The 13,167-nt window shown below is 47.3% G+C and carries 9 protein-coding genes; 6 read left to right on the plus strand and 3 right to left on the minus strand.

Features of this window, described 5'->3' with window-relative positions; translation table 11 throughout:
• Positions 1-462: 462 nt before the first annotated feature.
• Positions 463-5,169: a glutamate synthase-related protein gene (locus tag RLO19_RS20245; RefSeq protein WP_446359258.1), complete on the plus strand. Its 4,707-nt coding sequence runs from the start codon at positions 463-465 to the stop codon at positions 5,167-5,169.
• Between the two features lie 275 nt (positions 5,170-5,444).
• Here the strand turns inward: RLO19_RS20245 and RLO19_RS20250 are convergent, their stop codons facing one another.
• The 3 genes from RLO19_RS20250 to RLO19_RS20260 form a co-directional block, all read right to left on the minus strand.
• Complete coding sequence (locus RLO19_RS20250; protein WP_446359235.1) at positions 5,445-6,164, minus strand: Uma2 family endonuclease; 720 nt, start codon at positions 6,162-6,164, stop codon at positions 5,445-5,447.
• A gap of 107 nt (positions 6,165-6,271) precedes the next feature.
• Positions 6,272-6,925, minus strand: a complete 654-nt coding sequence (locus RLO19_RS20255) for a response regulator transcription factor (protein WP_446359236.1) — start codon at positions 6,923-6,925, stop codon at positions 6,272-6,274.
• Positions 6,926-7,071: 146 nt separating this feature from the next.
• On the minus strand, positions 7,072-8,175 hold the full coding sequence (locus RLO19_RS20260) for a sensor histidine kinase (RefSeq protein ID WP_446359237.1): 1,104 nt from the start codon (positions 8,173-8,175) through the stop codon (positions 7,072-7,074).
• A gap of 279 nt (positions 8,176-8,454) precedes the next feature.
• On the opposite strand from RLO19_RS20260, the gene RLO19_RS20265 reads away from it, so the two are divergent.
• The 5 genes from RLO19_RS20265 (at position 8,455) to RLO19_RS20285 (ending at position 13,143) form a co-directional block, all read left to right on the plus strand.
• The gene (locus tag RLO19_RS20265; protein WP_446359238.1) at positions 8,455-8,673 is read left to right on the plus strand and encodes a hypothetical protein; all 219 of its coding nucleotides are present in this window, start codon (positions 8,455-8,457) and stop codon (positions 8,671-8,673) included.
• A 140-nt stretch (positions 8,674-8,813) separates the two neighbouring features.
• Positions 8,814-10,523: a potassium-transporting ATPase subunit KdpA gene (kdpA, locus tag RLO19_RS20270; protein WP_446359239.1), complete on the plus strand. Its 1,710-nt coding sequence runs from the start codon at positions 8,814-8,816 to the stop codon at positions 10,521-10,523.
• A 53-nt stretch (positions 10,524-10,576) separates the two neighbouring features.
• Positions 10,577-12,679, plus strand: a complete 2,103-nt coding sequence (gene kdpB / locus RLO19_RS20275; RefSeq protein WP_446359240.1) for a potassium-transporting ATPase subunit KdpB — start codon at positions 10,577-10,579, stop codon at positions 12,677-12,679.
• Positions 12,680-12,706: 27 nt separating this feature from the next.
• Positions 12,707-12,976 carry a K(+)-transporting ATPase subunit F gene (gene kdpF / locus RLO19_RS20280; protein WP_446359241.1) on the plus strand — a complete coding sequence of 90 codons (270 nt, stop codon included), beginning with the start codon at positions 12,707-12,709 and terminating at the stop codon, positions 12,974-12,976.
• A gap of 2 nt (positions 12,977-12,978) precedes the next feature.
• Positions 12,979-13,143: a hypothetical protein gene (locus RLO19_RS20285; RefSeq protein ID WP_446359242.1), complete on the plus strand. Its 165-nt coding sequence runs from the start codon at positions 12,979-12,981 to the stop codon at positions 13,141-13,143.
• Positions 13,144-13,167: the final 24 nt, after the last annotated feature.

Here is a 13,167-nt window from a genome sequence, read left to right on the forward strand (position 1 = left end):
GGCATTACTCCAGACTAAACTTATGACATCAGGGATTGCCAGAGTCAAGTATTTTCGCTAAGATTAATCTCCCCATCTAAAAAGCTTCATGTCAACACTAAGGTTGCTAGCCCTCTGATTATCTGTTTGATGGCTATGGCTTATTTCACCTACAACCCAATACTTCAAGGAGTAAGGGAATATGTACCAAACGTGCCATGGCGCATCTAGGAGAAGAAACAATTCAATTACTCCTTTACCCCTGAAAAAATATCTATTTTTTATCAACTACACAGACAGAGGCACAGTTGACGCTCCCTTAAGTAGAATATCACTAAATTAAGGCTGGTGGGCATTGCCCACCCTACGGTAGATCAAAGGTTTTGCCGATCTAACAATGCAAATTTTCAGTGCCATTCCCCTTAAGTATGACTAATGACGAATGACCAATAACGAATGACCAATAACACCAGGAACTATCTTATGACAAACAGGAGCATCAACTCAAATCAACAGCATCAATCTTGGAATCGAGACGATGTAGCCTATCCAGGACAACGATGGTTAGTTGAAGAACGGGATGCTTGCGGCGTTGGCTTTATCGCCTCAGTCGCAGGTGTCGCTAGCCATGAACTGATTGAACAGGCACTTTGTGCTTTAACCTGTTTAGAACATCGCGGCGGCTGTAGCGCTGACCGAGATTCGGGTGATGGCGCTGGCTTAATGGCGGCTATTCCTTGGGGCTTGTTTAAGTCTTGGTTTGAGGAACAAGGAATCACCATGCCACCAACAGAACAGTTGGCGGTGGGTATGGTATTTTTACCCCAAGATGGGACATTGGCGACTAAAGTGCGGGAAATTGTTGCCGGAGTCTTTAAACAAGATGGTTTTACTGTATTGGGTTGGCGTGTCGTTCCCCTAAACGAGTCGGTTGTTGGACCTCAATCCCTAGAAAATCAACCGCAAATCGAGCAAATTATTGTTAGCTGCCCAAATCAGACTGGGGATGAGCGGGAACGTCTCCTTTATAAAACCCGCCGTCGCATTGGCAATGCTTTAGAAGCGGATGGCACCCTCCATTGGTCTGATGATTTATATATTTGCTCCCTATCGAGTCGCACAATTGTCTATAAAGGCATGGTGCGTTCGGCGGTACTGGGTGAATTTTATCTGGACTTAAAACATCCTGAATTTCAAAGCCCCTTTGCCGTCTATCATCGCCGTTTTAGTACCAATACTCTACCCAAATGGCCCCTAGCGCAACCGATGCGGTTATTGGGACATAACGGTGAAATTAATACCCTGCTGGGTAATATTAACTGGATGCGGGCAAGGGAAGCGGATTTATCTCATCCGGTGTGGGGGAATCAAATCGAAGATCTCAAACCAACAGTTGATCCGGATAATAGTGACTCAGCTACTCTGGATAATATAGTTGAGTTACTCGTGCGATCGCGTCGCTCTCCTTTGGAAGCCTTGATGATCATGGTTCCCGAAGCCTACAAAAATCAACCCGATTTGCAGGATCATCCAGAAATTGTTGATTTTTACGAATACTACAGTGGCATTCAAGAACCTTGGGATGGTCCTGCGCTGTTAGTCTTTAGTGATGGTCAAGTGGTTGGTGCAACCCTAGACCGCAATGGACTGCGACCTGCCCGTTATAGTATTACTCGGAATGGTTATGTCGTCGTCGCCTCAGAAGCTGGAGTCGTAGACTTACCCGAAGCGGAAATCGTGGAAAAGGGTAGACTAGGACCTGGACAGATGATTGCTGTGGATTTAGCCAACCACGAAATTCTCAAAAACTGGGAGATCAAACAGCGAGTTGCCCAACGCTTACCCTACGGAGACTGGCTGAAACAGCATCGTCAGGTTTTATCCGCTCAACCTTTTACGGATAATCCCCAACTAGACGCCCAGACGTTACTACAGCAGCAAACCGCCTTTGGTTATACGGCTGAGGATTTGGATATGATCCTGGAACCGATGACCACTCAAGGGAAAGAAGCCACGTTTTGTATGGGGGATGATACTCCCTTAGCCATTCTCTCAGATAAGCCACGTTTGCTTTATGACTATTTTAAACAGCGCTTTGCTCAGGTAACCAATCCACCGATTGACCCCTTGCGGGAAAGTCTGGTTATGTCCTTGAGTATAGAACTGGGTCAACGCGGTAATCTGCTAGATGCCAAACCAGAGTATGCCCAACTGCTGAAACTGAAAACCCCTGTGCTGAATGAAGCGGAGTTAAATGCGGTAAAAACCTCTGGATTTACCACCACAGAACTCTCAACTTTATTTGAAATTAGCGCGGGTCCGGATGGGCTAAAAAATGCCATTGACCAATTGTGTGACCAAGCCGATCAAGCCGTGAAATCGGGCTCAAAAGTCCTGATTTTGAGCGATAAAATTGGCGGGGGTGTGGGTGAAACAACCAGTTATATTCCCCCGCTATTAGCAGTCGGGGCGGTTCACCATCATCTGATTCGCGAAGGGTTGCGGATGAAAGCATCCCTAATTGTGGAAACGGCACAATGTTGGAGTACTCATCATTTTGCTTGTTTAATTGGTTATGGGGCTTCAGCAATTCATCCCTATTTGGCATTGGAATCTGTGCGTCAGTGGTGGTCTAATCCCAAGACGCAGAAACTGATGGATCGGGGTAAAATTGAGCTGCTGACGATTGAAGAGGCACAGAAAAATTACCGTAAGGCGGTGGAAGCGGGTTTATTGAAAATCCTCTCCAAAATGGGGATTTCTTTACTGTCGTCTTACCAAGGGGCGCAGATTTTTGAAGCATTGGGAATTGGTGCAGAGGTATTAGATTTAGCCTTTCGCGGTACAACCTCCCGCTTGGGTGGTTTGAATTTGGCAGAATTGGCACAGGAAGTGATGGCTTTCCATCAACGGGCGTTCCCGGATTTGACGGGTAAGAAACTGGAAAATTTTGGGTTTATCCAGTATCGTCCCGGTGGGGAATATCACATGAATAGCCCGGAGATGGCAAAGGCGCTGCATAAAGCCGTGGCGTCTTTTAAGGGTCAAGGTTCCTCGGTCAAAAACTCAAACGGCAAAACCGACAACGAACAGACAGGATATGACCACTATGAAATCTATAAAAAATACCTCGAAGAGCGCCCAGTGACGGCGTTACGGGATTTGTTAGACTTCAGGAGCGATCGCGCCCCTATCCCGATTGAGGAGGTAGAACCTGTGGCGGAGATTGTCCAGCGTTTCTGTACTGGTGCTATGTCCTTGGGTTCCCTGTCGCGGGAAGCACATGAAACTTTGGCAATCGCCATGAATCGGATTGGCGGGAAGTCAAATTCCGGTGAAGGTGGGGAAGACCCAGTTCGGTTTAAAATCCTGGATGATGTGGATGATCAAGGAAATTCGCCCACATTGCCTCATCTTAAAGGGCTGCGAAATGGGGATACAGCGAGTTCTGCGACTAAACAGGTAGCCTCAGGGCGCTTTGGTGTAACGCCAGAGTACCTGATGAGTGGCAAACAATTGGAAATTAAAATGGCTCAGGGCGCGAAACCCGGAGAAGGGGGACAGTTACCGGGGAAAAAGGTGAGTCCTTATATTGCTATGCTGCGGCGCTCTAAAGCGGGTGTACCGCTGATTTCACCACCCCCCCACCATGATATCTATTCGATTGAAGACCTCGCTCAACTGATTTTTGACCTGCATCAAATTAATCCAGAGGCGAAGGTGTCGGTAAAATTGGTGGCAGAAATCGGGATTGGTACGATCGCAGCGGGTGTGGCTAAGGCAAATGCTGATGTGATCCAAATTTCGGGTCATGATGGTGGAACCGGCGCATCTCCCTTAAGTTCGATTAAACATGCGGGTGTTCCTTGGGAGTTGGGTGTCACCGAGGTACATCGAGCGCTGATGAGGAATCAATTGCGCGATCGCGTGATTTTACGGGCAGATGGTGGCTTCAAAACCGGCTGGGATGTAGTCATGGCGGCGTTAATGGGCGCGGAAGAATATGGCTTTGGTTCGGTGGCGATGATTGCTGAAGGCTGTATCATGGCGCGAATTTGTCACACGAATAACTGTCCGGTTGGGGTGGCGACACAGCAGGATCATTTGCGAAAGCGGTTTATCGGGATACCGGATCATGTGGTCAACTTTTTCTACTTTGTTGCCGAAGAAGTGCGATCGCTCCTGGCACGGTTAGGGTATCGTAAGTTAGACGAGGTAATCGGTCGGGCGGATTTATTGCAGCAACGAGAGGATGTGGCGTTAACTAAGACGGCGACGATATCGGTGAAATGCTTAACCGATTTACCCGATACGCGCACAGATCGTTCCTTCCTCAACCATGAGGCGGTTCACAGCAATGGAGCTGTTCTCGATGATCAGCTATTGGCTAATCCAGAGATTCAAGCCTGCATCGCCAACCAAGGTACAATCACCAAAGACGTAGCGGTGTTGAATACTGATCGCAGTGTCGGGACACGTCTAGCGGGCGCGATCGCGAAAAAATACGGTAACAATGGCTTTGAAGGGCAAATTACCCTGAACTTCAAGGGCGCAGCCGGACAAAGCTTTGGTGCCTTTAATTTACCTGGAATCACCCTATGCCTAGTTGGGGAAGCCAATGATTATGTAGGCAAAGGAATGCATGGGGGTGAAATTATTATCACGCCTCCCACTGATGCCACCTATAACCCAGCAGAAAACGTGATTGTGGGCAATACTTGCCTTTACGGTGCCACAGGCGGTACTTTATTTGCCAATGGCTGGGCGGGTGAACGATTCGGCGTCCGCAATTCTAAAGGTCAAGCCGTGATTGAAGGCGCTGGCGATCACTGCTGTGAATACATGACAGGTGGTGTGATTGTGGTTTTAGGTCGTGTCGGGCGCAATGTCGGTGCAGGGATGACCGGAGGGTTAGCCTACTTCTTGGATGAAGATTCACAATTCCCGGCAAAAGTCAACCCCGAAATTGTTAAGATTCAACGGGTAACCACATCGGCTGGGGAACAGCAGCTAAAAGCCCTGATACAAGCCCATGTTGACCGCACTGGAAGTGCTAAAGCCAAGACAATTCTGGCAAATTGGTCAGACTTCTTACCGAAATTCTGGCAAGTCGTGCCACCCTCGGAAGAAGATACCCCAGAAGCCAATCCCGATGCGGTGGCACAACGGGAATTAAGTCCAGTTCAATAAAACCGTAGGGGCGCACCGACGTGCGCCCTCAATGCTAAATACCGACGTGCGCCCTCAATACAGCAGTTTGCTCGGCTATGCGGTACATTGTCGATCCCCCTCGCATCCCCCTTAAAAAGGGGGACTTTGAGCGACTGTACTTTATTACAGCGCAAAGCGCTATATTATTAAATACCGAAAGTCATGGTTCCACGCCTAGGAGTCTCTACACTGCTTCCCCTGCTTCCCCTGCTTCCCCTGCTTCCCCTGCTTCCCCTGCTTTTGTCCACGGCTAGTCAATCCACTTGCTCCGGGTCAATACCCAACTCTCTCAACCGCTGTGCCAACCTTTCTGCCCGTTGTCGTTCAGCTTCTGCCCGTTGTCGTTCAGCTTCTGCTCGTTGTTCAGCGTCTTGGACTCGTTGTTGAGCCTCTTCTAGGCGTCGTTGAATCTCCACATAACTGGCAAATGGGTTCCCATCAGGACGATAAAGCTGCAACTGTTCCCCAGACAAATCAAAGCGAATACCCAGTCGGGGACTCACCCAATTATTCATCTCGTCAATTACATCCAAACGAGACTCAGAACGCAACCAACCACTCAAATCATTTTTATCCGGATCATACAGATAGTATTCCTCAACACCATAGCGATCGTAAAAGACCTGCTTCTTATTCATTTCCGTTAAGGTATTACCAGGAGAGAGAATTTCAAACACTACCTGCGGCGCGATATTCCCCTCATTCCACTGCTGGTAGGAACCTCTATCGCCCTTGGTAACACCAAAGACAATCATCAAATCAGGGGCTTGACGAATTTTATTATTTCCTTGAACGGGATACCATAACAAATCCCCCGCAACAAACACATTGGCATCATCAGCGAAGAGCCACTCTAAATTGTAGTAGATGATCGTAATCCAGCGAAATTGCTTGGTATTGTCTGCCATCGGTTGACCATCACTTTCCGGGTAAATGACATCTTCTTTTGTCTGAGCCTCTAGTCGAAAAACCATAACCCTACTCTCCATTCAAGACTGTCTAAGGCTGCTAGTTGAGAAGCGATCGCTTTATTTTAACGGGTCACGAATGATCAGCCTCACTTGTTGATTACTCTTAACAGTTACGTTTGCACCAATCCTTTTTGAATCGCCAGAACGGCAGCTTGGGTGCGATCGCGCACGTCTAATTTTTGTAAAATGGCATGAACATGAACCCTGACTGTCCCTGTGGCAATATGTAAGAGTTCCCCAATTTCTTGATTACTCTTACCCGCCGCAATCAGCGCCAGAATTTCCTGTTCCCGCTGAGTCAGAGGATTGGCGGGCGATTCATCAGTCGATTGGGCAACCTCCGGCGTCTGTTCTCCCACAGCGGCGCGAATTTCATTGGTACTGGTTTTGTCCCACCATGACGCCCCCACCGCCACAGAACGCAGTGCTAAGATTAATACTTCTGCTTCAATGCCTTTGAGACAGTATCCAGAAGCCCCCGCTGCAATTAGCCGCTCAATTAGAGGTTTCTGGGAATGAGAGGTTAAAACTAAAATCGGTAATTCTGGATGTTGCTGCTTAATTTGACGGCACGCTTCCACACCACCAATTCCTGGTAGTCCCACATCCAACAGTACAACATCGGGTAGATACTGATTGGTTAATTCCACCGCCGTCTCGCCATCTACCGCCTCTGCCACAATTTCTAATCCGGGTTCTTGCTGCAATCGCGTCGATAGTCCTAAGCGGAACAGTTCATCATCTTCTACGAGTAGAATCCGCATTCGTTTATGTCATTTGTTTATGTCATACAAAATCCGCCTTTATTACTCCCTGTAAGAGGCGATTGAAATCGCTGCTATACAAACAAAGTCCGCCTGCGCGGACTGGGTTATAACGGGGGTAGCTAACCCGGATTTGGTATCATTTGTCATTTGTCATTAAAATAAGCAGGCAGTTTAAACCCAAACAGCGCCCCTTTTGGTTTTCGGTTCTCTGCCCAAATTGTACCGCCATGGGCTTCAATAATCTGCCTCGTCAAGTATAGTCCTAGTCCCGAACCTGTGGCTTGGCGATTGGTGTGTCCTTGATAAAATCGCTCGAATAGGTGAGGTAATTCTTCCTCTGTAATGCCTTGTCCACTGTCAAGCATCCTGACAACTTGATACTCTCCAGAGGATGCTAGTCTCACTTCGACTTTGCCGCCACGGGGGGAATGGTTGATGGCATTAACGAGTAAATTGGCAAACACTCGCTGCAATTGTAAAGCATCCCCATTCACCCATAAAGAACGGCGAAAGTCCGATTCACTATGATTCAAGAGGATATGTACCCGACGGCTGGCGGCTAAATCGGTGAAGGTGGCAATCACTTCCTCTGCTAACGCGACTAAATTTACAGGTTGGCGTTGGAGTTTTAGCCCCTCGGCATCATTACGATAAACATCCAGCAGCGTCTGGATGAGTTGTAATGAGGCATGATGAGAGCGATCCATCATCCTCAGCACTTTTTCTTGAGGTGGCGTTATCGTGCCAAATTGACCACCCTGAAACAATTTTATCGTTTCAATTGCTCCCAAGAGGGGGGTTTTCAGGTCATGGGTGAGGGTAGACACAAAATCTTCGCGAATACTGGCGAGTTGGGTTTGGGCTTGCAACTGGGCTTTGTGTCGCGCGATCGCTTCTTCATAGCGGCGGTTGCGATCGCTTAACCAACCTGTCGCGACTAATGCCATCACCGCAATGAATCGATTGGCGACTGTTGCTGGATTGGTTAATTCTACAGTGGGAACCACCAAATTTAAAAGCGTTAGCACAGAGGCTATCAGCGTGACTTGCAGGGTTGCTGAACGATTTAAGCGGGGGTTCGCCAGCAAAATTGGTCCGGTGTACAGGTAGCCAAACACGTAGTCTGAGGGTGTGGCATACTCCAGGGCAATCACCACAGCAAACGTCCCAGCTATCAGCCAACAGGTTTTGTGGTACTGGTTTTCAGGGAAAAAATTAGGTTTTAGAGCCAGTAATCGGCGCAACATTATAATTCGCTTTGTTTATTTTATCCAAGCCTATAGATTACTCCTAATCTAGCCTAAACTTAGCGTTCAGATACCAACTATATCTCCAAGTATATATCTTTAAATAAACCCAGATATTCATCAAATATAAATCCGCATATAATCCGATAAATTTAAGCCGTTTTTTTAAAAATAAATAAATTTATATTCGATGGCTGATGTGCATTTTTTCCTCAGCGTTAATAATTAAATTATTGAAAACCAGATCACCATTCCCAGAACAGCTATCAATGCAAAACCATGTTTACATTGTCAATCAACCTGATTCACTATCAAGTTCAATGGTATAGCCGCCAATTCGGTATGAATTTTTCGGTTATGCCGATACCCAAAGAATGCCTACTCATGAATACGGTGAGACTTACCCATGGAATTGCCGCCACAATTGAAGCAGCAATGAATTACGGACAGGACTTTCTCTTGGTCGCTTTTTCCGACGCGATCGCGTCTATTTACTAAGTCCTAAATGACAACAGTGATGCCCTATTCCCGTCGGACGGAATTCGTCCCTTACAAAGGACAAATGACCAATGACCAATGACCAATGACCAATGACAATCACTGCCGTTAAACTTTCTTATCCCCACTTAGCTTAACTTATGTTACAAGGCTTTTTCCAAATTGCCATAATCTTAGCAATATTAGTGGCAATTGTTCCCTTTTTTGGCACCTATATGGCGAGGGTGTTCTTGAGTGAGAGAACCATCCTCGACCCAATTCTGACACCGATTGAACGAGTCATTTATAAGCTAATTGGAATCCGCCCGCAACGGGATATGACTGGTTGGCAGTATGCCAAAGGCGTGCTGTACAGCAACCTCACCATGTTTGTCCTGGTGTATTTAATCTTCATGCTTCAGGGAATTCTACCTCTAAATCCCACAGAATTAGATCCACCGAGTTGGGATTTAGCCCTACACACGGCGATTTCCTTTGTCACCAACACAAACCAACAGCATTACTCTGGCGAAACCACATTCAGTTATGCCTCTCAAATGTTAGCGCTGGGGTATTTAATGTTTACCTCAGCCGCGACGGGTTTGGCAGTAGGAATCGCATTTATCCGAGGGTTAACAGGTAGATCATTAGGGAACTTCTATGTCGATTTAACCCGATCAATCACCCGAATTTTACTGCCGATTTCTCTAGTTGGGGGATTAGTCTTACTCATCCTCGGTGTCCCAGAAACCTTGGCTGGATCTGCGGTTGCCACCACCTTAGAAGGTGCCACACAATACATTGCCAGAGGTCCAGTTGCTCACTTTGAAATTATTAAAGAACTGGGCGAAAACGGGGGAGGATTTTTTGGCATCAACTCAGCCCATCCCTTTGAAAATCCCAACGGTGCCTCTAACCTAATTGAAACGATTACCATGTTGGTTATTCCCGCCGCACTAATTTACACCTACGGCATCTTTGCTAATAACAAAAAGCAAGGCTGGTTACTCTTTGGCATGGTCTTTTTGATCTATGCCGTCCTGATTGTAGTTGCTGCCATAGGTGAGTATCAAGGCAATCCCTTAGTCAACAATCCTTTAGGCGAACTGGCAACAAACTTAGAAGGAAAAGAAGTGCGCTTTGATTGGGCATTAACCGCACTTTGGGCAGTGTCTACCACAGGAACGATGTGTGGTGCAGTGAATGGAATGCATGATTCACTAATGCCACCCGGAGGTTTTACCACTTTATTTAATATGTTCCTACAAATTGTTTGGGGGGGTCAAGGAACGGGAACTGCCTATTTATTTACCTTCTTAATCTTGACGGTATTTCTCACCGGATTGATGGTAGGGCGAACCCCCGAACTCTTTGGACGCAAGATTGAAAAGCGGGAAATTATTCTGGCAAGTGTGATTTTGCTAGTCCACCCGATTATGATTTTAATTCCTGGTGCGATTAGTATTTCCTTCGCGGATACGGTGGGTTTGCCAGAGGTAGAAACCCTAGCCGGAATTACGAATCCCGGCTTTCACGGCATCTCCCAAGTTATTTATGAATATGCCTCTGCCGCCGCCAATAACGGGTCAGGATTTGAAGGATTAGCCGATGGTACGTTGTGGTGGAATTTGACAGCCAGCATTAGCCTTTTGGCAGGACGTTACATTCCCATTATTGCCCTATTACTGTTAGCCGACAGTATGTACCGGAAACAACCTGTACCAGAAACAACAGGTACGCTGCGGACAGATACGGGATTATTTACCAGTGTAACGGCTGGCGTGATTCTCATCCTTGGCGCCCTCACCTTCTTCCCCGTACTTGCCCTAGGACCGATTGCCGAAGCCTTTCAAATTGCCGCTGGCGGTTAATATTCAACCTTTCATCGCCCTGACTAAACCCATTCATTATCCATCGTTACGGTATGAAAACCAAACAACCTCTGGAAACACCCCAAAAACCACCTCGCCGTCGTGAGAATCGACAGCAAAATAAACGAGGGCGAGTGAATACAAAAGGACTTTACAAACGCGCATTACGGGAAGCCTTCCTCAAGCTGAACCCCCGCGTGATGATGAAAAACCCAGTCATGTTTGTGGTTTGGGTGGGTACAATCATCACCATTTTGCTGGCGCTATATCCGAGTTTATTTGGTTCGGTTCCTGGAGACAATCAGCGCTTATTTAATAGTCTGGTTGCCATCATTCTCTTACTCACGATTCTATTTGCCAATTTTGCCGAAGCCGTGGCAGAAGGGCGGGGTAAGGCACAAGCAGATTCCTTGCGTTCCACTCAATCCGATACCATCGCCCGGAAACTTTTACCTGATAATACCGTGGTAGAGGTGAGTTCCACCGAATTGCATAAAGGTGAAACCATTAAAGTGATTGCCGGTGACATCATTCCCGCCGATGGGGAAGTGATTGAAGGGGTGGCTTCGGTTGATGAATCAGCTATTACTGGGGAATCCGCCCCGGTTCTCAAGGAACCCGGTTCAGATGTGGCAAGTTCTGTGACAGGGGGAACCCGGATTCTATCTGATGAACTGATTATCCGGGTAACGGCAGAGCCGGGTCAAGGATTCTTGGATAGGATGATTGCTTTGGTGGAAGGGGCACAACGCAGCAAGACGCCGAATGAGATTGCTTTAACGGTGTTGTTGGCGGTTCTTACCCAGGTGTTTTTAATTGTCGTGGTAACGATTCCCTCAATTGCTAATTATGTGGGTTCACCGGTGGGAGTGGTTACCTTAATTGCCCTATTGGTAGCGCTAATTCCGACAACAATTGGTGGGTTACTCAGTGCGATTGGTATCGCTGGGATGGATAGAGTTGCCCAGTTTAACGTAGTAGCCACCTCGGGACGGGCAGTGGAAGCCTGTGGTGATGTGAATACGTTGGTTCTGGATAAAACGGGCACGATTACCCTGGGGAACCGTTTGGCGGAGGAGTTCATTCCCGTAAATGGTCATTCTGCTGTCGAGGTTGCCGATATGGCATTAGCTGCCAGTATCTTTGATCAGACGCCGGAAGGCAAGTCGATTGTGAAACTGGCACATCAGATGGGTTCAGCCGTCACATTTGACCGCAACGCGGCGGAGGGGGTGGAGTTTACGGCGAAAACTCGTATGAGTGGCACAAATCTCCCCAATGGGGACGAGATACGCAAAGGCGCTGTGGATGCGATTAAGGGATTTGTGCGGTCTCGGGGCGGTCAATTGACATCTGACTTAGATGAAGCTTACGAACGGGTTTCTCGCTTAGGAGGTACTCCCTTGGCGGTTGCCTGTGGTGAGGATATTTATGGCGTCATTTACCTCAAAGATATCATTAAACCCGGAATGCGCGATCGCTTTGACCAGTTGCGACGCATGGGGGTTAAGAGTGTGATGCTGACTGGGGATAACCGAATTACTGCCTCGGTGATTGCCCAAGAAGCCGGAGTGGATGACTTTATCGCCGAAGCGACACCGGAAGATAAAATCGCCGTGATTCAACGGGAACAAGCGGCGGGCAAATTGGTGGCGATGACGGGGGATGGGACGAATGACGCCCCAGCATTGGCACAGGCAAATGTGGGATTAGCCATGAATTCTGGCACACAAGCGGCAAAGGAAGCGGCGAATATGGTGGATTTAGATTCTGATCCGACTAAGTTAATTGATTTGGTCACTATTGGCAAGCAGTTGCTGATTACGCGGGGGGCGTTAACCACCTTTTCTCTGGCAAATGATATCGCCAAATATTTTGCCATCATACCCGCCATGTTTGCGGCTGTTGGTATTGGCAGTCTCAATATTATGGGGTTAGCCAGCGCTCAATCTGCCATATTAGCGGCGCTGATTTACAATGCCTTGATCATTCCTGCCTTAATTCCTTTGGCATTAAAAGGTGTGAAGTTTAGACCCTTAAGTGCTAATCAACTGTTGCGACGAAATATATTGATTTACGGGTTAGGGGGAATTGTTGCACCGTTTATCGGAATTAAAGGGATTGATTGGTTAATAGCGGCTGTGGGATTGGCGTAGAACCAAGATTTAAAAAGGAGATAACCGATGAAAACAGGGAGAGATTTAAACGAAATTGTACCCAGAGACGTGAGTGAACTGATTGAGTTAGTCCGGGAACAGTGGCAAGGCAATCGCTTACCGATTCAACTCTTTCTACTAATGTGCTTAAATCTCGCGATCGCGCCAGCAGTCTATGCCACGACAGGGAATGAAATTACCCGAAAAGCGGCTTATGCGCTCGGCATTTTGGGCATTGTCACTCTGGGACTATCCGTGTACTTATTTGTGGTTATTTTTCAACCGGAGCGATTTTAATTATGTGGAAAGAACTTGTTGAAGAAATTCGGACTAGAATAGCCAATTGGCGCATCAAGCGCCAGTGGCGGCATATATGGTTAGAACGGTATCAAAAGAAACACCAGAAAAAACAATCAAAGACATCTGAACCGAACCAGCCGCAGGAACTCTGTCAATTCCGTTAATTTGCCTCAGAAATAGGGGGAGCA

Source organism: Coleofasciculus sp. G2-EDA-02 (assembly GCF_040226375.1).
Taxonomy (GTDB): Bacteria; Cyanobacteriota; Cyanobacteriia; order Cyanobacteriales; family Coleofasciculaceae; genus Coleofasciculus.